At 67.2% G+C, this 19,391-nt stretch carries 18 protein-coding genes; 7 read left to right on the top strand and 11 right to left on the bottom strand.

Annotation, left to right across the window (positions count from 1 at the left end; translation table 11 throughout):
- Positions 1–189: 189 nt before the first annotated feature.
- Complete coding sequence (locus AB4Z37_RS17270) at positions 190–804, top strand: TIGR00730 family Rossman fold protein (protein WP_441517969.1); 615 nt, start codon at positions 190–192, stop codon at positions 802–804.
- Between the two features lie 15 nt (positions 805–819).
- Here AB4Z37_RS17270 and cimA read toward each other — a convergent pair whose 3' ends face one another.
- The 3 genes from cimA to cysS form a co-directional block, all read right to left on the bottom strand.
- Positions 820–2,418, bottom strand: a complete 1,599-nt coding sequence (gene cimA / locus AB4Z37_RS17265; RefSeq protein ID WP_441517968.1) for a citramalate synthase — start codon at positions 2,416–2,418, stop codon at positions 820–822.
- Positions 2,415–2,927 carry a GNAT family N-acetyltransferase gene (locus AB4Z37_RS17260; protein WP_441517967.1) on the bottom strand — a complete coding sequence of 171 codons (513 nt, stop codon included), beginning with the start codon at positions 2,925–2,927 and terminating at the stop codon, positions 2,415–2,417. The genes cimA and AB4Z37_RS17260 overlap by 4 nt, the downstream gene beginning before the upstream one ends.
- Before the next feature lie 111 nt (positions 2,928–3,038).
- Positions 3,039–4,436, bottom strand: coding sequence for a cysteine--tRNA ligase (gene cysS, locus AB4Z37_RS17255; RefSeq protein ID WP_441518030.1), 1,398 nt, complete (start codon positions 4,434–4,436; stop codon positions 3,039–3,041).
- Between the two features lie 355 nt (positions 4,437–4,791).
- Here cysS and AB4Z37_RS17250 point away from each other — a divergent pair, with 355 nt between their 5' ends.
- Both AB4Z37_RS17250 and AB4Z37_RS17245 read left to right on the top strand, forming a co-directional pair.
- Positions 4,792–5,097 (top strand): hypothetical protein, encoded by a 306-nt coding sequence (locus AB4Z37_RS17250; protein WP_441517966.1) that lies wholly within the window; start codon positions 4,792–4,794, stop codon positions 5,095–5,097.
- Positions 5,098–5,369: 272 nt separating this feature from the next.
- The gene (locus tag AB4Z37_RS17245) at positions 5,370–6,512 is read left to right on the top strand and encodes a DUF2865 domain-containing protein (protein WP_441517965.1); all 1,143 of its coding nucleotides are present in this window, start codon (positions 5,370–5,372) and stop codon (positions 6,510–6,512) included.
- A 17-nt stretch (positions 6,513–6,529) separates the two neighbouring features.
- On the opposite strand, the gene AB4Z37_RS17240 is transcribed toward AB4Z37_RS17245, so the two are convergent.
- From AB4Z37_RS17240 to AB4Z37_RS17230, 3 genes are all read right to left on the bottom strand, one after another.
- Positions 6,530–8,281 (bottom strand): NAD+ synthase, encoded by a 1,752-nt coding sequence (locus AB4Z37_RS17240; RefSeq protein ID WP_441517964.1) that lies wholly within the window; start codon positions 8,279–8,281, stop codon positions 6,530–6,532.
- A 201-nt stretch (positions 8,282–8,482) separates the two neighbouring features.
- On the bottom strand, positions 8,483–8,836 hold the full coding sequence (locus AB4Z37_RS17235) for a diacylglycerol kinase (RefSeq protein WP_441517963.1): 354 nt from the start codon (positions 8,834–8,836) through the stop codon (positions 8,483–8,485).
- A 15-nt stretch (positions 8,837–8,851) separates the two neighbouring features.
- Positions 8,852–10,240 (bottom strand): class II 3-deoxy-7-phosphoheptulonate synthase, encoded by a 1,389-nt coding sequence (locus AB4Z37_RS17230; RefSeq protein ID WP_441517962.1) that lies wholly within the window; start codon positions 10,238–10,240, stop codon positions 8,852–8,854.
- A gap of 173 nt (positions 10,241–10,413) precedes the next feature.
- Between AB4Z37_RS17230 and AB4Z37_RS17225 the strand changes: the two genes are divergently transcribed.
- Positions 10,414–11,289 carry an alpha/beta hydrolase family protein gene (locus tag AB4Z37_RS17225; RefSeq protein ID WP_441517961.1) on the top strand — a complete coding sequence of 292 codons (876 nt, stop codon included), beginning with the start codon at positions 10,414–10,416 and terminating at the stop codon, positions 11,287–11,289.
- Between the two features lie 9 nt (positions 11,290–11,298).
- Here the strand turns inward: AB4Z37_RS17225 and gor are convergent, their stop codons facing one another.
- Genes gor through rpiA form a run of 3 tightly spaced genes read right to left on the bottom strand, consistent with a single transcriptional unit; the run spans position 11,299 to position 13,948 of the window.
- Complete coding sequence (gor, locus tag AB4Z37_RS17220) at positions 11,299–12,684, bottom strand: glutathione-disulfide reductase (RefSeq protein WP_441517960.1); 1,386 nt, start codon at positions 12,682–12,684, stop codon at positions 11,299–11,301.
- A 15-nt stretch (positions 12,685–12,699) separates the two neighbouring features.
- Complete coding sequence (locus AB4Z37_RS17215) at positions 12,700–13,227, bottom strand: DUF2059 domain-containing protein (protein ID WP_441517959.1); 528 nt, start codon at positions 13,225–13,227, stop codon at positions 12,700–12,702.
- Between the two features lie 22 nt (positions 13,228–13,249).
- Complete coding sequence (gene rpiA, locus AB4Z37_RS17210) at positions 13,250–13,948, bottom strand: ribose-5-phosphate isomerase RpiA (protein ID WP_441517958.1); 699 nt, start codon at positions 13,946–13,948, stop codon at positions 13,250–13,252.
- Between the two features lie 229 nt (positions 13,949–14,177).
- On the opposite strand from rpiA, the gene AB4Z37_RS17205 reads away from it, so the two are divergent.
- The 3 genes from AB4Z37_RS17205 to moaA all read left to right on the top strand — a co-directional run bounded on the left by AB4Z37_RS17205 (position 14,178) and on the right by moaA (position 16,696).
- Complete coding sequence (locus AB4Z37_RS17205; RefSeq protein ID WP_441517957.1) at positions 14,178–14,861, top strand: HAD-IA family hydrolase; 684 nt, start codon at positions 14,178–14,180, stop codon at positions 14,859–14,861.
- A 223-nt stretch (positions 14,862–15,084) separates the two neighbouring features.
- Positions 15,085–15,489 carry a hypothetical protein gene (locus AB4Z37_RS17200; RefSeq protein ID WP_441517956.1) on the top strand — a complete coding sequence of 135 codons (405 nt, stop codon included), beginning with the start codon at positions 15,085–15,087 and terminating at the stop codon, positions 15,487–15,489.
- Between the two features lie 187 nt (positions 15,490–15,676).
- A complete protein-coding gene (gene moaA, locus AB4Z37_RS17195) occupies positions 15,677–16,696 on the top strand; it encodes a GTP 3',8-cyclase MoaA (protein WP_441517955.1) in 1,020 nt (339 codons plus the stop codon).
- 102 nt (positions 16,697–16,798) lie between these two features.
- Here moaA and AB4Z37_RS17190 read toward each other — a convergent pair whose 3' ends face one another.
- Together AB4Z37_RS17190 and AB4Z37_RS17185 are read right to left on the bottom strand one after the other, a co-directional pair.
- Complete coding sequence (locus tag AB4Z37_RS17190; RefSeq protein ID WP_441517954.1) at positions 16,799–17,890, bottom strand: TRAP transporter substrate-binding protein; 1,092 nt, start codon at positions 17,888–17,890, stop codon at positions 16,799–16,801.
- Positions 17,891–18,070: 180 nt separating this feature from the next.
- Positions 18,071–19,201 (bottom strand): Mrp/NBP35 family ATP-binding protein, encoded by a 1,131-nt coding sequence (locus tag AB4Z37_RS17185; RefSeq protein ID WP_441517953.1) that lies wholly within the window; start codon positions 19,199–19,201, stop codon positions 18,071–18,073.
- Between the last annotated feature and the right edge of the window lie 190 nt (positions 19,202–19,391).

Here is a 19,391-nt window from a genome sequence, read left to right as displayed (position 1 = left end):
CGACCGGGCGCGGCCGCGCGTGGTCACGGGAACAAGGGCAATCGCCCGTCATATAGTGCTTTTGCGTGCCTCGCATACCCTTGAAGGGAAAATCTTTTCCGCGCCAGGGAGCCGTGGGGACAAATCCCGCCCCGCCGCCTTCGCCGGGGCCGTCTTGACGATGTCACCGCCCGGTGCCACATCGCCTTTATGGACACCATTTCCACTCGCATTCGAACGGTCTGCGTCTATTGCGGCTCAGGCCCCGGCACCAACCCCCAGTTCATGGATGCGGCGCAGGCCCTCGGACGCACCCTCGCCGAAAACGACATCGGCCTGGTCTACGGCGGCGGTTCCGTCGGGCTGATGGGTGCGGTCGCGAGCGCGGTGCTCGACCATGGCGGCCATGTCACCGGCATCATCCCGGAATTCCTGACCAACAAGGAAAACGCGCTCAAGCGCGTCCAGGAAATGGTCGTGACGCGCAACATGCACGAGCGCAAGCAGATGATGTTCGACCGTTCCGACGCCTTCGTGGCGCTGCCGGGCGGCATCGGCACACTGGAGGAACTGGTGGAGCAGCTCACCTGGGCGCAGCTCGGCCAGCACAACAAGCCGATCCTGATGGCCAACATCGACGGCTTCTGGAATCCCCTGCTCGGCCTGATCGACCACATGCGGTCCACCCAGTTCATCCGGCCGGGCCTGTCGGTCCGGCTGCTGACGGCGGACAAGGTCGAGGATATCCTGCCGCGCCTCGAGCAGGCGCGCGAGGCGCTGCCACTCGGCGCGGCGACCGAAACCGGCGTCACCGAGCGGATGTGAGCGTGAGGCGCGGCTTCAAGCCGGCGCCTCCGACTTGACGAGCTTGTAGACCACCGAATCCATCAGCGCCTGGAACGAGGCATCGATGATGTTCGGCGACACGCCGACCGTGATCCAGCGCTCGCCCTTCTCGTCCTCGCTCTCGATCAGCACCCGCGTCACCGCCTCCGTGCCGCCATTGAGGATCCGGACGCGGTAGTCGACCAGCTTCAGGCCCTCGATGTACTTCTGGTACTTGCCGAGGTCCTTGCGCAGCGCGACGTCGAGGGCGTTGACGGGGCCGTTGCCTTCAGCCGCCGAGATCAGCATCTCGCCGGCGACATTGACCTTGACCACCGCGAGCGCCACCGTCACGCGCTGGCCATTGGCGTTGTAGCGCTGCTCGACATTGACGTCGAACTGCTCGACGCGGAAATAATCCGGCACGCGGCCGAGCGTGCGGCGCGCCAGCAGATCGAACGAGGCGTTGGCGGATTCATAGGAATAGCCTGCCGCCTCGCGCTCCTTCATCTCATCGACCAGGCGGCCGAGCTTGGGATCGTTGCGGTCGAACGCGATGCCGGCGCGCTCGAGCTCGGCGAGCACGTTGGAGCGGCCGGCCTGGTCGGACACCAGCACCTTGCGGTGGTTGCCGACGAGCTCCGGCGCGACATGCTCGTAGGTCTCCGGCTCCTTGAGGATCGCCGAGGCATGGATGCCCGCCTTGGTGACGAACGCACTCTCGCCGACGTAAGGTGCATGGCGGTCGGACGGACGGTTGAGGATGTTGTCGAGCGCGCGCGACACATGGACCAGCGAAGCGAGCTTGTCGTTGGACACGTTGATGTCGAAGGCGTCGGCAAACTCCTTCTTGAGCTTCAGCGTCGGGATCAGCGAGCACAGATTGGCGTTGCCGCAGCGCTCGCCGAGGCCGTTCAGCGTGCCCTGGATCTGGCGCACGCCGGCGCGCACCGCCGCCAGCGAATTCGCCACCGCCTGCTCGGTATCGTTGTGGGCATGGATGCCGAGATGGTCGCCGGGCACATGCCTTGCCACCTCGCCGACGATGGTCTCCACCTCATGGGGCATGGTGCCGCCATTGGTGTCGCACAGCACCACCCAGCGCGCGCCGGTCTCATACGCCGCTTTCGCACAGGCGACGGCGTAGTCCGGATTGGACTTGAAGCCGTCGAAGAAATGCTCGCAGTCGACCAGCACCTCGCGCCCCCTCGCCTTCGCGGCCGCGACGCTGTCGCGGATCGAGGCAAGGTTCTCCTCATTGGTGGTCTCGAGCGCGACGCGCACCTGATAGTCGGACGCCTTGGCGACGAAGCAGATCGCTTTCGCGCTGGCGTCGAGCAGCGTGGCGAGGCCAGGATCGTTGGAGGCCGAGCGGCCGGGCCGCCGCGTCATGCCGAACGCGGTGAAGGCGGCATGGCCAAGGCCGGGATCGGAGCCGAAGAACTCGGTGTCCATCGGGTTGGCACCGGGATAGCCGCCCTCGACATAGTCGATGCCGAGGTCGTCGAGCATGTGCGCGATCTGGCGCTTGTCCTGCAGCGTGAAGTCGACGCCGTTGGTCTGGGCGCCATCGCGCAATGTGGTGTCGAACAGGTAGAGGCGCTCGCGTGTCATTGGATCGGACCTTTCGGCGGCGCCTCGGCCAGCGTCTTCTGCATGCGGGTGTTGGTGAGCCATTCGTCCCCCGCCGAAATGGTGCTGCGCTGCTGGTCGACATAGCCGCGCTTGCGAAAGAAACCGTGCGCGGTGTCGCTGGCGTCGACCGTGAGTTTCGCCGCGCCGCGCGCCGCCGCGAGCTTCTCCAGCGCGTCGCACAGCGCGGTCGCGACGCCCTGCCCCGCGGCGCCAGGATGGACATAGAGCATCTCGATATGGTCGGCGCCCTTGAGGGAGGCGAAGCCCACCGGTGAGGACTGCAGCGTCGCCACCAGCGTCAGCTGCTGGCCGAGCCGCGCGCCGAACGCCGCCTCGTCGTCGGCCGCCGCGATCCAGGCCTGCTGCTGCTCCTCGGAATAGTCGTCGCCGGTCAGTCCCTCGATGCTCTCGACGAAGATCGCCGCGACAATGGCCGCATCCGCCGGAAGGTAGGGCCGCAGCCCGATCGTTGGCACGGTGCGTCCCATGTCAGAAGGCTCCCAGAAGCTTGAGGGCGATCACGGCCGCCACCGCGATCACGCCCCACTTCAACACGATGTAATAGCGCCAGTGCTTGGGAAAAGGTGTGTCGGGCTTGGTCATCGCGCAATCTCCCAGGTCGTCACCGGCTTGCCGTCGGCGCCCTTGCCGTCCTTCAGCACCACCCCCATCGCGGCAAGCTCGTCGCGGATGCGATCGGACTCCTTGAAGTCCTTGCGGGCGCGGGCCGCGGCGCGGTCGGCGATCAGCGCCTCGACCCGCGCCGCATCGACGCCTGCGCCCTGCTGCTTGCGCTGCGCCCAGGCCTGCGGCGTCTCGGCGAGGAAGCCGAGCAGCCGCAGCGATGCGGCGAGCTCGCCCTTGGCCAGCGCGTCGCCTGCAACCGCCCGTGCGCGCAGCGCATGCAGCGCGGCAATGGCCTGCGGCGTGTTGAGATCGTCGGTCAGCGCCTCGATCACGCTCGCCGCAGGTCGCTCACCCCTGATCTCGCCGGCGACCGCATACCAGTCGTCGAGGGTCTTCGCGCTCTCCTCGAGCCCCTTCACCGTCCAGTCGATCGGCGAGCGGTAGTGCGTCCTCAGCATGTTGAGCCGCAGCACCTCACCCGGCCAGTCGGCCAGGAGGTCATGGATGGTGACGAAGTTGCCGCGCGACTTCGACATCTTCTCGCCTTCGACCTGCAGGAAGCCGTTGTGCATCCAGACATTGGCCATGCGGTCGCGATGAAACGCGCAGCAGGACTGGGCGAGTTCGTTCTCGTGATGCGGAAACACGAGGTCGATGCCGCCACCGTGGATGTCGAACTGCTCGCCGAGATGCTTCCAGGCCATCGCCGAGCATTCGACGTGCCAGCCCGGCCGGCCCGGCGCCGCGATGCCGCCGGGCGACGGCCATGACGGCTCGCCGACTTTCGACGGCTTCCACAGCACGAAGTCCATCTCGTCGCGCTTGTAGGACGCGACATCGACCCGCGCGCCGGCCATCATCTCGTCGAGCGAGCGCCGCGCAAGCTGCCCGTAGGCCGGATCGGTGCTGACAGCGAACAGGACGTGCCCCTCAGCGACATAGGCGTGGCCGCCGGCGATCAGCTTCTCGATGATCGCGCGCATCTCGGCGATGTGCTCGGTGGCGCGCGGCTCGACCGTCGGGCGCAGCGTGCACAGCGCATCGACGTCATCATGGAACTGGCGCTCGGTCAGCGCGGTGACCTTGCGGATCGCCTCGTTCAGCGGCAGGCCGGGAAAGTCCCGCGCGGCGCGGTCGTTGATCTTGTCATCCACGTCGGTGATGTTGCGGACATAGGTGACGTGGTCAGCGCCATAGACGTGGCGCAGCAGGCGGAACAGCACGTCGAACACGATCACCGGCCGCGCATTGCCGATATGGGCGAAGTCGTAGACCGTCGGCCCGCAGACATACATCCGGACATTGTCCGGATCGAGCGGCGCGAACACGCGCTTGTCCTTGCTCAGGGTATCGTAGAGCTTCAGCTCCATAGGTCCCGCCCACACGTTTGCAGCCGTCATCAGTCCGGCTGGCCGGGCGTCTTGTCGATCTCACGGGAGAAAAGACGGCCTCAGCCAGCGAATCGCTAGCTCGTAATCTCGCGGCAAATGCCACAAATGGAGAAAAGGCCGTTCATGGGGCCGCACCATGCGGCAGCCGGGGCGCTCGCGTCAAGGGAACAGCGCTGCCGGCCGGTGGTTTTTTGCGACCCAAAAGACACGGTCGGACGCGAACCGCAGCCTGGAGCGCCGGCGGTCTGAAGGCGCCACGTTTTCGCCGTGGTTAATCATTTTTAACACAACAGGTTTATGGCTAGGGGACCTCGCGTCCAGGTCCGGTGATGAGATGCTAATCCGTTCTGTGCTGCCCTGCTTGCTGCTTCTGACCGCCACGGCCGCGCAAGCGGATACGCGCACCTTCATCATCGCCAACCAGGCCGATGGCTACGGTGTCGACCAGTGCCTTGCCAATGGCGAGCCCTGCGGCTCCTATGCGGCGCAGGCCTACTGCCAGTCCCGCGAGTTCGCCAAGGCCACCACCTATCGCAAGATCGACGCCACCGACGTGACCGGCGCGGTGCCGGTCTCCGCCGGCGGCAGCTGCGGCCATGCCGGCTGCCGCGACTACGTCGCCATCACCTGCCAGCGCTGAACACAGCTCCGCGAGGCGCCTTATGGGCGCCGCGGAAACGACGTGACGTTGCCCTGAGAAGCGGCTAAGGGAAACCGGTCGGCCGGCCCGGCCGGCGGGTGCCCTGAAGCAGATGCGCGTGAGATCCGACCGTCACCGATCGGTGTCAGGCCGGTTCGCGAAGGTCACTCAAAATCCATGATTCTGGTGCGGTCTCGGCCGGCCCGGCCTGTCGCGGCAAGCTGCCGCTGCCGGCGACGCCCCGACCGCCACATCAACCGGAACCGTTTGATTTGCCGATCCTTTCCTCACCTCGCTGGCTTCTCGTCTGCGCCGCACTGCTGAGCGCCCCGGCGGCCTACGCCCAGGGCTATCCGCCTGCCGCGGGCGGCCCCCCGCCGGCCGCGAATCCGATGTGCCAGCGCCTCGAAAGCCAGCTCGCCATGATCGACCGCGGCGGCGCCGATCCGGCCAAGGCGGAGCAGATTCGCCGCTACGAGGAGGCCCAGAACCGCCAGCAGGCCGAGCTCGACCGTGTCACCACCCAGGCCAAGCGCATGGGCTGCGACAGCACCGGCCTGTTCTCGCTGTTCAACGGCCAGGCGGCGCAATGCGGCCCGGTGAACAACCAGATCCAGCAGATGCGCGCCAACCTCGACCAGATCACCGGCAGCCTTCAGCAGCTGCGCGGCGGCGGCGGAGGCGGTTCCGAGCGCGACATGCAGCGCCGCTCGGTGCTGCTGGCGCTGGCACAGAACAATTGCGGCCCGCAATATGCCGCGGCCGCACGCGCCGCCCAGCCCGGCAACTTCCTCGACAACTTCTTCGGCGGCAACAACAACCCCGACGGGACGTTGCCGGCGCCGCCGCCGGAAGCGAGCGCCCCGTCCGGCACCTACCGCACCGTGTGCGCGCGCAGCTGCGACGGCTTCTATTTCCCGATCTCGTTCGCCACGGTGCCCGGCCGCTTCGCCGACGACGAGCGCACCTGCAAGAGCCTGTGCCCGGCGACCGACGCCACCCTGTTCACCTATCGCAATCCCGGCGAGGACATGAACCAGGCGGTGTCGATCAACGGACAGCCCTATTCGTCGTCGCCGAACGCGTTCCGCTATCGCCGGGAATTCGACGCGACCTGCAGTTGCAAGGCAGCGGGGCAGACCTGGGCGGACGCGCTGAAGAACATCGACGACAAGGCCTCCGCCGAACAGCAGGGCGATATCATCGTCACCGAGGACCGGGCGAAGAAGATGTCCCAGCCGCTGGCACCGGCCAAGTCGACGCAGGGCCAGAAGAAAGGCGCGCCGACGGCCCCCGCGGCGCCAGCGAGCCCCCCGACGCCCGCGGCGTCCGCAAGCCCTGCCCCGCCCGCGACCGACGCCGGCGGCAGCAAGCCGATCCGCTCGGTCGGCCCGACCTTCATCCCCGCGCGCTGAGGCGCGCGGCCGCTTCACTATTCGTCGTAGGTCACCGAGCCGCGGCCCGCGCGGGTGACGAGGCTGTCGTCCGGCGCCGGCAGCGGATGGCCGAGGTCGCGGAAGCGGTTGGTGATCGGGTAACGGCGGTCACGGCCGAAATTCCGAGCCGTCACCTTCACGCCCGGTGCCGCCTGGCGGCGCTTGTACTCGGCGACGTTGAGCAGCTGGTCCACCCGCGCCACGATGTCGCGATCGAAACCGGCGGCGACAATGGCCGCGAGCGGCTCCTCGCGCTCCACGAGGCGCTCCAGGATGCCGTCGAGAATGTCGTAGGGCGGCAGCGAATCCTGGTCGAGCTGGTTGTCCCGCAGCTCCGCGGTCGGCGGGCGAACGATGATCTCGTCCGGAATGACCTCGCCGGACGGCCCGCGCGCGCCGCTCGGCTTCCAGCCGTTGCGCAGCCGCGACAGGCGGAACACCTGGGTCTTGTACAGATCCTTGATCGGATTGAAGCCGCCGTTCATGTCGCCATAGAGCGTGGCATAGCCGACCGACATCTCCGACTTGTTGCCGGTGGTCACCAGCATCGCGCCGGACTTGTTGGACAGCGCCATCAGCAGCACGCCGCGGGTGCGCGCCTGCAGGTTCTCCTCGGTGATGTCGCGGGCGAGCCCCTGGAACGGCGCCGCCAAAATCTCCTCGAAGCCGTTGACGGCGGCGGCGATCGGCAGCGTCTCGTAGCCGAAGCCCAGCGCCGCGGCGAGCCGCGCCGCATCGTCGAGCGAGGCCTGCGCGGTGAAGCGGAACGGCAGCATGACGCCGCGCACCCGTTCGGCGCCGAGCGCATCCACCGCGATCGCGGCACACAGCGCCGAATCGATGCCGCCGGAAATGCCGATCAGCACGCCGGGAAAACCATTTTTGCCGACATAGTCACGCAGGCCGAGCACGCAGGCGGCGTAGTCGGCCTCGTCGTCGCCGAGCGGCGACGCGATCGGCCCCTCGCAGCGCCAGTCGTCGCCATTCCTGGTCCAGCGCAGCGTGGTGAGGCTTTCCTCGAACGCCGGCAGCTGTGCTGCCAGCGTGCGATCGGCATGCAGCACGAACGAGGCGCCATCGAACACCAGTTCGTCCTGGCCACCGACCTGGTTGAGGTAGACCAGCGGCAGGTCGCTCTCGGTGACGCGCGCCACCGCCATCGACAGGCGGATGTCGGCCTTGCCGCGGGCATAGGGCGAGCCGTTGGGCACGATCAGGATCTCGGCGCCGGTCTCGGCGAGGCACTCGACCACATTCTCGTAGTCGGCGGATTCCTCCATCCAGGTGTCCTCGCAGATCGGCACGCCGATCCGCACGCCGCGCACCGTCACGGGGCCGGCCGCCGGGCCACGCGCGAACACCCGCTTCTCGTCGAACACGCCATAGTTCGGCAGGTTGGCCTTGAACCGCAGCGCAGCGATGCGCCCGCCGTCGAGCAGCGCGCAGGCATTGTAGAGCTTGCCGTCGTCGACCCAGGGCGTGCCGATCAGCAGGGCCGGCCCGCCATCGGCGGTCTCGCGGGCGAGCGCTTCCACCGCCGCGCGGCACGCCGCCTGGAACGCGGGCTTGAGCACCAGGTCCTCCGGCGGATAGCCGGCGATGAACAATTCGGAGAACACGACGAGGTCGGCGCCCGCGGCGGCCGCGCGCGCGCGCGCGTCACGGGCCTTCGCGGCGTTGCCGTCGACGTCGCCGACGATCGGATTGAGCTGGGCGAGCGTGATGATCAGTTGGCGGCTGTCGGTCATGGCCCCATCTAGCGTCCAGGTTCGCAAGTTCGCCGCATTGGCGGCAACCTCAGTACGAACTTGCGAACCGATCAGAACACTAGAAATCCATATCTAGTGTCCTTCTCGAATTCGAAGTTCGCGAAAGAGCGAGCCGCGAAATCGTGCGAACTTCGGATGCTGGACACTAGCCCGGACGTCCGGCGCCGCGCAACGCGGCCGCTACAGGACCCCTATGCGCTCGGCGATGGCGACCAGCCAGACGAGGCCCGCGATCACCAGCGCGACGCCGACCGCCGCCGAGCCCATGTCCTTGACCCGCCCGATCTGCGGATCGTGGTCGGTGGTCAGGCGGTCGGCGAGCTTCTCGATCGCCGTGTTCAGCAGTTCGACGGTGAGCAGAAGCAGCACCACCGCGATCAGTTCGACCCGGCGCACCGCGGTGGTGCCGACCACGAAGGCGAGCGGCAGCGCGATGACCAGCGCCACCAGTTCCTCACGGATGGCCTGTTCGGAACGGGTTGCGAAGGTCAACCCGTTCCAGGTGTTGATGCTGGCGCGCCAGAATCGCAGCAAATCAGCGCCCCGGCCTCACATGCCCGACGCGGCGGGCAGCGGCTTGATCTTGCCTGCCCGCTCCTGCTTCAGCAGCTCGGCGATCAGGAAGGCCATGTCGATCGACTGCTCGGCATTGAGGCGTGGATCGCAGACCGTGTGATAGCGGTCGTTGAGATCCTCGTCGGTCAGCGCGCGCGCGCCGCCGATGCATTCGGTGACGTCCTTGCCGGTCATCTCGAGATGCACGCCGCCGGCGTGAGTGCCTTCCGCGGCATGGATCGCGAAGAACGAGCGCACCTCGGACAGGATGCGGTCGAACGGCCGGGTCTTGTAGCCGCTGGTCGCGGTGATGGTGTTGCCGTGCATCGGATCGCACGACCACACCACCTTGCGGCCCTCGCGCTCGACCGCGCGGATCAAGCCCGGCAGGTGGTCACCGACCTTGTCGGAGCCGAACCGGGCGATCAGCGTCAGGCGGCCGGGCTCGTTGTCCGGGTTGAGCACGTCGATCAGCCTGATCAGTTCGTCCGGCTTCAGCGACGGGCCGCACTTGAGACCGATCGGGTTCTTGATGCCACGGAAATACTCGACATGGGCGTGGTCGAGCTGGCGCGTGCGATCGCCGATCCAGATCATGTGGCCGGAGGTCGCGTACCAGTCGCCGGTGGTGGAATCCACGCGGGTCAGCGCCTGCTCGTAACCGAGCAGCAGCGCCTCGTGGCTGGTGTAGAAGTCGGTGGTGCGCAGCTCCGGATGGCTGTCGAAATCGAGGCCGCAGGCGCGCATGAAGTTGAGCGCCTCCGAGATGCGGTCGGCAAGCTCGGTGTAGCGGCGGGACTGCGGCGAATCCTTGAGAAAGCCGAGCATCCACTGGTTGACGCTGCCGAGATTGGCGAAGCCGCCGGTGGCGAACGCGCGCAGCAGGTTCAGCGTCGCGGCCGACTGGCGATAGGCCATCATCTGCCGCTGCGGATCCGGCGTGCGGGCTTCGGCGGTGAACGCGATGTCGTTGACGATGTCGCCGCGATAGCTCGGCAGCTCGATGCCGTTGGCTTTCTCGACCGGCGACGACCGCGGCTTGGCGAACTGGCCGGCGATGCGGCCGACCTTCACCACCGGCAGCGAGCCGGCATAGGTCAGGACCACCGCCATCTGCAGGAAGACGCGGAAGAAGTCGCGGATGTTGTTGGCGCCATGCTCGGCGAAGCTCTCGGCACAGTCGCCGCCCTGCAGCAGGAAGGCTTCGCCGGCCGCCACACGTCCCAGCGCCTTCTTCAGGTTGCGCGCCTCACCTGCGAAAACCAGCGGCGGAAACGTGGCAAGCTGCGCCTCGACATCGTTCAAGGCCTTCACATCCGGATACTCCGGCACTTGCACGACTGGCTTGTTGCGCCAGCTGTCGGGCGTCCACCGCTCGGACATCGATCTGCTCCGATCTGCTCCTGAGAACCACACGCCCCGCCGGGGCTGCGTGGCGGCGGTTATACACAGCGCCGCCGCGGACCGCCAGTTGCAATTCAGTGTGGGATGTCAATGCCTTGCAGGGACAGCCAAATTGTCCTTAGCTGGCGGCGGGGACGACGGGGGGTGAGATGGTGGCTGAAGCTGTCCTTGACGACGTCTTCATCGACGATATCGCGCTGCCGACCGGTGACGGGCTTTCCCTGGCGGCGACGCTCCACATGCCCCGCGCGCCCCGCCACCATGCGGTGCTGATCAATTCGGCGGCGGCGGTGCCGCGCCGGTTCTACCGGAACCTGGCCTGCTACATCGCCGCCCGCGGCTGCGTGGTGATGACCTACGACTATCGCGGCATCGGCGGCTCGCGGCCCAAATCCCTTGCCGGCTTCAAAGCGACCATGGCCGACTGGGCGGAAAAGGACGCCGCCTGCGCGGTCGCCTGGATGCGTGAGCGCTACCCGTCCCTGCCGCTGAGCTATATCGGCCATTCGTTCGGCGGACAGGCCCTCGGCCTCCTGCCGAACAACGACCAGATTGCGAGGGCGCTGCTGGTGTCGGCGCAGGCACCGTTCTGGAAACAGCTCCCCACCCCCGAGAACTATCGGGTGTTCGCGCTGCTGAACTTCGCCGGCCGGCCGATCGCGAGGCTGATGGGCTATGTGCCGGGCCGGATCGGCCTCGGCGAGGACATGCCGCGCGACGTGTTCCTGCAATGGACCAAATGGCTGATGAGCGAGCGCTATTATTTCGACGATCCCTCGCTCTCAGCGCTCGCCAACTATGCCAACTACCGCCATCCGCTGATGGCGCTGTGCATCAGCGACGACGCGTGGGCGCCGCGCGCCGCGGTGGACCGGCTATGCGCCGGCTTTACCGCGACGACCCCGCAGGTGGTCGCGATCACGCCGGCGCAGGCCGACGCGAAGGCCATCGGTCATTTTGGCTTCTTCCGCGCGCAGCACCGCGAGCGGTTGTGGCGGCCGGCGGTGGACTGGCTGCTGACGGCCTGAGCCGCCGCCCTACTCGGCCGCCTGGCGGACATGACGGGCGAACGGCGTGCGCATGGTCACGAGCTCCTCCGCCGCGGTCGGATGTACGGCGACGGTGGCGTCGAAATCCGCCTTGGTCGCCTTCAGCTTCACCGCAACGCCGACCAGCTGGATCATCTCGCCCGCCTCCGGGCCGACGATATGGCAGCCGAGCACGCGGTCGGTGAGGCCATCGACCACCAGCTTCATCAACACGCGGGTGTCGCGGCCGGACAGCGTCGCCTTCATCGGGCGGAAATCGGCCTTGTAGATATCGACATGGCTATACTGGGCCCGGGCCTCGGCTTCCGTCAGCCCCACCGTGCCGACCTCGGGCTGGGTGAACACGGCGGTGGGGATGTCGGCATGATCGACCCGGGTCGGGCGGTTGCCGAACACGGTGTCGGCGAAGGCATGGCCCTCGCGGATCGCCACCGGCGTAAGATTGACGCGATGCGTGACGTCGCCGACCGCATAGATGTGCGGCACGGAGGTCTGCGAATGGCCGTCGACGGCGATGCCGCCGTTGTTCGGGTTGAGCGCAACCCCCGCCGCCTCGAGGCCGAGCCCGGCGACATTGGCATGGCGGCCGATCGCGAACATCACCTGGTCGGAGACGATGCTCGCCCCGCTCGACAGCGTCGCGGCGAAGGCTTCGCCCTGGCGATCGACGCGGCTCACGGTGCAACCGGTCAGGATGCGGATGCCCGCCTTCTCCATCTCGGTGCGCACATGCTTGCGCACGTCCTCGTCGAAGCCGCGCAGGATGTTGTCGCCGCGATAGACCACCGTCACCTCGCTGCCGAGGCCGGCGAAGATGCAGGCGAACTCCAGTGCGATATAGCCGCCGCCCTGGATCAGGATGCGACGCGGCTGCACCGGCAAATGAAACACCTCGTTGGAGGAGATCACATGCTCGATGCCGGGAATCGCCGCACCATGGCTCGGCGCCGCGCCGGTCGCGATCAGGATGTGCTTCGCGCGCACCGTCTCGCCGGTGGACAGCCGCAGCGTGTGCGGGTCCTCGAACACGGCGCGCGCCTTGACGATGCGCGCGCCGGACTTGTCGAGATTGCTGGTGTAGGCGCCCTCGAGACGCGCAATCTCCTTGTCCTTGTTGGCGATCAGCGTCGGCCAGTCGAAGCTCGCCGACGGGATCGTCCAGCCATAGCCGGCGGCGTCCTCGATCTCGTGATGGACATGGGAGGCATAGACCAGGAGCTTCTTGGGCACGCATCCCCGGATCACACAGGTGCCGCCGAGGCGATATTCCTCGGCGACCATCACCCGTGCGCCATAGCCGGCGGCGATCCGCGCGGCGCGCACGCCGCCCGATCCACCGCCGATGACGAACAGGTCGAGATCGAAATCAGCCATCGGCCTGCTCCGCGATCAGATCTCTTTGCCGCGGGCGCGCATCTCGGAGCGGAATTTGGCGGCGACTTCGTTGGAGAAGGCCGAAGCCCAGTCGTTCATGTAGGCGAGGCTGCCGGTGATCGACTTCGGCTCCTGGTCGAGGAATTTCTGCCCGAGCGGCGACTTGTAGAAGGCGATGAGGTCGCGCAGCTCCTGCTCGGTGAAGTTGATGGCATAAATCTCAGCCATCGCCTTGCCGATGTCTTCCTTGCGGTTGGCGAGATCGCCGGCGAGCTTGACCGCGACCTCGTCGAGGTCCTTCTGGTAGTTCAGGTTGTTCTGCAGGATGGCTTCCTTGGTGCGCTGGATCACCGTCGGAACGATGTTCTGGTAGACGGTGCTCGCCTTCTTGAGCGCCAGCAGCTCGGTCGCGGCGGCGATCGCGCTCGCCGACGGCGGCTGCTGGTTGCTGGGGGCAGCCTTGGGCGCCTGGGCGGTGGCGCTCAGGGTGCTGAGAGCCAGGCCGAAGCCGACAGCCAGCAGGGTTTTCGTAAACTTCGTCATTCCATTTCTCCTTCACTGCGGCTCAAGGCCGCTCAACCGTTCGAATTCCTGCCGGACCGGCCAGCACCGTCGTGGTCGCAAGGCCGATGAACAGACCGTGCTCCACCACCCCGGGGATCGCGACCAGCGACGTCGCCAGCGCCGCGGCGTCCGGGATGGCGCCGAGATGGGCGTCGACAATCCAGTGGCCGCCATCGGTGACAAAAGCATGACCGTCCCTGCCCTTGCGGACCTCGAGCGCACCGCTGACGCCGCGGGCGGCGAACACGTCGGTGATGGCGCGGCGGGTCGCGGCGAGCCCGAAGGGAACGACCTCGATCGGCAGCGGGAAGCGGCCGAGCCGCTCCACCCACTTGGAATCGTCGGCAATCACGATCATTCGGTCGGACGCCGCCGCCACGATCTTTTCTCGCAGCAGCGCACCGCCGCCACCCTTGATCAGGTTGAGCTGCGGATCGACTTCGTCGGCGCCGTCGACCGTGAGATCGAGACGGTCGAGCTCGTCGAGAGTCGCGAGCGGCACGCCGCAGCGCTCGGCGTCGGCGCGCGTCGCCTCGGATGTCGGCACGCCGATGACCCGCAGGCCGTCGCGTACCCGCTCGCCGAGCAGCTCGACGAAATGCTTGGCAGTCGATCCGGTGCCGAGGCCGAGCTTCATGCCGTCACGCACATGCTCGAGCGCGCGGGCCGCTGCCTGTCGTTTCAACGCGTCCATGCTCATGGAATATCCTTCAAAGGGCCCGCCGGACCCGCGTCGGCCGACGGTCCCGAGGGGGCATATCTAGCCTCGATTTGGGGCGAGGAACAGGCCTCAGCAGCAATCTCCACGATCCATGCCAACCATCCGGGCCACTGATTTTCCTTCCAAATTCCCCTCGTCCCCGGCGGCGCGCCCCGCCCATGCCGCACCGCCGCTTGCGTGCCGCCCCAACGAAGGCTAGCGATCCGGCATGACCGATTCTCCCCTCGTCGTTTTTGATCTCGATGGCACGCTCGTCGACACCGCGCCGGATCTCATCAGCGCGCTGAACTTCGTGCTCGATCGCGAAGGCCTGCCGGCGCTGCCGATGGCGTCCGCCCGCCCGATGATCGGCGCCGGCGCACGCAAGCTGATCGAGCGCGGTTTCGAGGCCGAGGACCGGCCGCTGACCACGGCCAACCTCGATCGCCTGACCGCCGATTTCGTCGCCTACTACGCCGATCACATCGCCGACCTGTCGCGTCCGTTCGACGGCCTCCACGGTGCGCTCGACGATCTCGCAGGCCGCGGCTTCCGCTTCGCGGTGTGCACCAACAAGCTGGAATGGCTGTCCCGCCGCCTGCTCGACCGTCTCGAACTGAGCGATCGCTTCGCCGCGATCTGCGGCGCCGATACGTTCGGCGTCAGCAAGCCCGACCCGGCGATCCTGCGGCAGACCGTGGCCCGCGCCGGCGGCAACATGGCCGGCGCCATCATGGTCGGCGATGCCGGACCGGATATCGGCGTGGCGCGGCGCGCCGGGGTTCCGGTGATCGGCGTGACCTTCGGCTACACCGATGTTCCCATCGTGGATCTCAAGCCGGACCGTGTCATCTCGGACCTGCGCGAGCTTGCCGTCACGGTCGAGGGCCTCGCCCTGCAAAGGCCGAAATGAGAGAAAATGCTATCAGATCGATTACGGTATTAAGACACCTTTATTAACCTTTTCGGAACCATAGGCTTGCCGCACGTTGCAAGCCCCGGTTGACCCTCTTATGGTCCGGCCGGGGACTGTGGCGGCTTGCCGCAACAAGAGACGGTGGATCATGCGTCGCGTTATTATTATCGCCGGTGCAAGCCTTTGGCTTGCCGGCTGTGGCTCGGTTTCGATGCCGACCATGGACTTTCTCAAGCCGACACCGCCGAGCGTGACGGTTCGGCTGGAATCGGTGCCGCCCGGCGCCGATGCCAAAACATCGCTCGGACCGGGCTGCAAGACGCCGTGCGCGGTGTCGGTGCAGACCACCGAGCCTTTCACGGTCAGCTATGCGCTCGACAAGTACCAGCCGCAGAGCGTGCAGGTGTCGGTGCTGCAGCAGTCGGGCGACTTCGGCAGTGGCGCGAGCGCGACCACCGATCCGAACCCGGTGTTCGCCGAGCTGCAGCCGGCCGCGCCGCCCAAGAAGCCGGCGCGCCACGCCAAGAAGCACGCGCCGCGGGCCAAGCCCGCCGCCGCTGCGCCGGCGGCCGCACCTGCCGCGGCAGCGCCAGCGGATGGCGCCTTCCCGCCTCCCAGCCGCTAAGCTGCTGACCGGCACAACTGGTGTCCGGCTCTCGCATTCGCATCGCCCTGCTGCAGGTCCGTTGCGAATGTCGGATCCACCACACGAGACAGATTGTGCGCCGACCCGGCGATGCCTACATTGTGACAGTCAGCCTCCACCCGGAGGCTGACTTTGAAGTGCCGTCACAGCGTCGAAGGCCTGCCGGATGAACGGACCTTTCCTGCCTCCCGGAACGATGACCGATCCRTTCGGCCGCACGATCAGCTATCTGCGCGTGTCGGTAACGGACCGCTGCGACCTGCGCTGCTTCTACTGCATGTCGGAGGACATGACCTTCCTGCCGAAGGCGGACCTGCTGACGCTGGAAGAGCTCGACCGCCTGTGCTCCGCCTTCATCGCCAAGGGCGTGCGCAAGCTGCGCCTCACCGGCGGCGAGCCGCTGGTCCGCCGCAACGTGATGTCATTGGTGCGCTCGCTGTCGCGCCACCTGCGCACGGGTGATCTCGACGAACTGACACTGACCACCAACGGCTCGCAGCTCGCGCGCTTCGCCGGCGAGCTCGCCGACTGCGGTGTCCGCCGCATCAACGTATCGCTGGACACCCTCGACGCCGACAAATTCCGCGACATCACCCGCTGGGGCGAGATCGACAAGGTGCTCGCCGGGATCGAGGCCGCGCGTGAAGCCGGCCTGCATGTCAAGATCAACGCAGTTGCCCTGAAGGGCCTCAACGAGGACGAGATCCCTGCCCTGATGCGCTGGGCGCACGGCAAGGGCATGGACCTCACCCTGATCGAGGTGATGCCGATGGGCGACATCGGCGCCGGCCGCATCGACCAGTACGTGCCGCTGTCGCTGCTGCGCGCCCGCCTCGCCGAGCAGTTCACGCTGGCCGACCTCGACGAGAGTTCCGGCGGTCCGGCGCGCTATGTGCGGGTGGCGGAGACCGGCGGCAAGCTCGGCTTCATCACGCCGATGACCCACAATTTCTGCGAATCCTGCAACCGTGTGCGCATCACCTGCACGGGCACGCTGCACACCTGCCTCGGCCATGAGGATGCGTCCGACCTGCGCCGGCCGCTGCGCGCCTCGCCCGACAACGAGCTGCTGGCCGCCGCGATCGACCGCGCCATCGGGTTGAAGCCGAAGGGCCACGATTTCATCATCGACCGCCGCCACAACCGGCCGAGCGTCAGCCGCCACATGAGCGTGACCGGCGGCTGATTGCGCCCGCCCGTCCGATTCGGGCGGCACGCGAAAGACTGCCATCCAAGCAAAAAGCCCGGCCGCGAGGCCGGGCTTTTCGTTTGTCGGACGAGCGTTCGATCAGCCGCGGGTGCGCGAGCGGATCATGAAGCTGTCGAAGGTGTATTCGGCGACCTGCCACCACAGATATTCGTCGGAGCGGTAGGCCTGCATCGCCTCGATCGCCTTCTTGAAGTCGGCGTTCTTGGCCGAGATTTCCGCCCACAGCTCGTTGGTCGCCTTGAGGCAGGCTTCCAGCACCTCGTTGTTGAACGGGCGCAGCTGCACGCCGCCGGCGACGAGCTTCTTCAGCGCGGCCGGGTTCTGCATGTCGTAGCGCGCGGCCATCCACGAGTTGGTGTTGGCCGCCGCATTGGTCAGGATCGACTGGTAGTTCTTCGGCAGCGCGTTGAACTTGTCCTGGTTGATGAAGGCATGCACGGTCGGGCCGCCTTCCCAGAACCCCGGATAGTAGTAGTACTGCGCGACCTTCTGGAAGCCGAGCTTCTCGTCGTCATAGGGGCCGACCCACTCGGCGGCGTCGATGGTGCCCTTTTCGAGCGACGGATAGATGTCGCCGCCGGCGAGCTGCTGCGGCACGACGCCGAGCTTCTGCAGCACCTGGCCGGCGATGCCGCCGATGCGGAATTTCAGGCCCTGGAGGTCGGCGACGGTCTTGATCTCCTTGCGGAACCAGCCGCCCATCTGCGTGCCGGTGTTGCCGCAGGGGACGCCGACGACGTTGTACTTCTTGAAGAACTCGTTGGCGAGCTCGTTACCCCCGCCCTGGTAGAGCCAGGAGTTCTGCTGACGGGCGTTGAGGCCGAACGGCACCGAGGCGAACACCGCAAAGGTCGGATCCTTACCGACATAGTAGTAGGACACGGTGTGGCTCATCTCGACCGTGCCGTTGGAGGTGGCGTCGAGCGCCTGCAGGCCGGGGACGAGTTCGCCCGCCGCGAACACCTGGATCTGAAACTTGTTGTCGGTCATTTCGGCGACCTGCTTGGCGAGGTACTCGCCGCCGCCATAGATGGTGTCGAGCGACTTCGGAAAGCTCGACGCCAGACGCCACTTCACTTCGGGCGTGGACTGCGCAATCGCCGGCGATGCCACGGCGGCGGTCGCGGCGGCGCCGGCAGCCGAAACCTTCAGAAAATCACGACGCTTCATAAGCATCTCCTCCATCGGGACGTTTCTTGGAAAACGAATGAGGCTCTGTAACACACAAGCCTGGGGGCGGAAAACGCGACATAAAGGGAAGTCACGCCGGATTCAACCAAAGTCGAAGGCGCGGACGGCACTGCGCGGCGCGCGCGATGGCGCGCTGCAGCACGGCGATTCGCAGCCGGCTCACGCTGCCGAAATATACGGCTTGAGATCGTCCCGCACCTTGGCGCCGATCGCCCGGTAGATGCCGGCATGGACGCCCTGCGGCTCGCTGTCGACCACCGGCGTGCCGGCATCGGACGAGCTGCGAATCGCCATGTGCAGCGGCACCTCACCGAGGAACGGCACGCCGAGCCGCTCGGCTTCATGGCGGGCGCCGCCATGGCCGAAGATGTCCGAGCGCGTGCCACATTCGGGACACTGGAAGTAGCTCATGTTCTCGACGATGCCGAGCACCGGCACGTTGACCTTGCGGAACATGGCGATGCCGCGCCGCGCATCAATCAGCGCGAGGTCCTGCGGGGTCGACACGATGATGGCGCCCTTCAGCGGCACGTTCTGCGCCAGCGTCAGCTGGGCATCGCCGGTCCCCGGCGGCATGTCGACGACGAGCACGTCGAGCGTGCCCCAGGCCACGTCGCGCAGCATCTGGGTGATCGCCGACATCACCATCGGGCCGCGCCAGATCATGGCGGTCTCTTCCTCGACCAGGAAGCCGATCGACATGATGGCGAGGCCGAAGCGGGACAGCGGAATCATCTTCTTGGCGGCGTCGAGCTGCGGCTTGTCGCGCAGCCCTGTCAGGCGCGGGATCGACGGACCATAGATGTCGGCGTCGAGCAGCCCGACACGCAGTCCCTGGTCGCGCAGGCCGAGCGCAATGTTGAGGGCGGTGGTGGACTTGCCGACCCCGCCCTTGCCGGACGCCACCGCGATCACGGCGGCGACACCCGGAATCTCCGTCTGCTTGGCCATCGGCGACTGGCCGGGCGCGCCCTGGCCGTGCGGCCGATGGGCTGAGACCGGCTGCACGCCGCCGGCCGGACGCGGCGCGGCCGCAGCTCCCGGCTTGCGCTCCGCCGTCAACGCCACCATCACGGTGGTGACGCCGGGCAGCGCCTTGACCGCGGCCTCGGCGCGGTGACGCACATCCTCCCAGGCGCGGGCTTCGGTGGCATCGACGCTGATCGAGAAGAACACCTTGCCGTCGGTCGCGGCGATCTCCGACAGCACCTGGGCCTGCGGCAGCGGTACGCCACGCGGGGTCGGCACCTTCGTGAGCGCGTCGAGAACCTGTTGCTTGCTGACGGTCAAAGCCTGATCTCCTGCCGAAAATTCCACCGGGGGCGACGTCCTGTGGGCGCGCAGTCCGTTGGGCGCGAAGTCTGTTGGGCGCGAAGTCTTGGCGCGTCCCCCCCACCGGGTCAACAGCCGCTTTGGCGGCCGTGCCCTGCGCCGCCGTCCCAGGATGCGGGTTCGAACGACGCGGCCCGCACGGGCGCGG

Source organism: Bradyrhizobium sp. 2TAF24, from assembly GCF_052115025.1.
GTDB lineage: Bacteria > Pseudomonadota > Alphaproteobacteria > Rhizobiales > Xanthobacteraceae > Bradyrhizobium_A.
Note: the sequence above shows the minus strand (reverse complement) of the source record. Positions and strands in the feature narration are given on the sequence as shown.

Bases quoted from the DNA above. Each gene is read 5' to 3' on its own strand.
- AB4Z37_RS17205 (WP_441517957.1), top strand. From the start codon at position 14,178: ATGACCGATTCTCCCCTCGTCGTTTTTGATCTCGATGGCACGCTCGTC.
- AB4Z37_RS17215 (WP_441517959.1), bottom strand. From the start codon at position 13,227: ATGACGAAGTTTACGAAAACCCTGCTGGCTGTCGGCTTCGGCCTGGCT.
- AB4Z37_RS17240 (WP_441517964.1), bottom strand. From the start codon at position 8,281: ATGACCGACAGCCGCCAACTGATCATCACGCTCGCCCAGCTCAATCCG.
- AB4Z37_RS17230 (WP_441517962.1), bottom strand. From the start codon at position 10,240: ATGTCCGAGCGGTGGACGCCCGACAGCTGGCGCAACAAGCCAGTCGTG.
- AB4Z37_RS17190 (WP_441517954.1), bottom strand. From the start codon at position 17,890: ATGAAGCGTCGTGATTTTCTGAAGGTTTCGGCTGCCGGCGCCGCCGCG.
- AB4Z37_RS17200 (WP_441517956.1), top strand. From the start codon at position 15,085: ATGGACTTTCTCAAGCCGACACCGCCGAGCGTGACGGTTCGGCTGGAA.
- cysS (WP_441518030.1), bottom strand. From the start codon at position 4,436: ATGGAGCTGAAGCTCTACGATACCCTGAGCAAGGACAAGCGCGTGTTC.
- cimA (WP_441517968.1), bottom strand. From the start codon at position 2,418: ATGACACGCGAGCGCCTCTACCTGTTCGACACCACATTGCGCGATGGC.
- gor (WP_441517960.1), bottom strand. From the start codon at position 12,684: ATGGCTGATTTCGATCTCGACCTGTTCGTCATCGGCGGTGGATCGGGC.
- AB4Z37_RS17250 (WP_441517966.1), top strand. From the start codon at position 4,792: ATGCTAATCCGTTCTGTGCTGCCCTGCTTGCTGCTTCTGACCGCCACG.
- rpiA (WP_441517958.1), bottom strand. From the start codon at position 13,948: ATGAGCATGGACGCGTTGAAACGACAGGCAGCGGCCCGCGCGCTCGAG.
- AB4Z37_RS17270 (WP_441517969.1), top strand. From the start codon at position 190: ATGGACACCATTTCCACTCGCATTCGAACGGTCTGCGTCTATTGCGGC.
- AB4Z37_RS17260 (WP_441517967.1), bottom strand. From the start codon at position 2,927: ATGGGACGCACCGTGCCAACGATCGGGCTGCGGCCCTACCTTCCGGCG.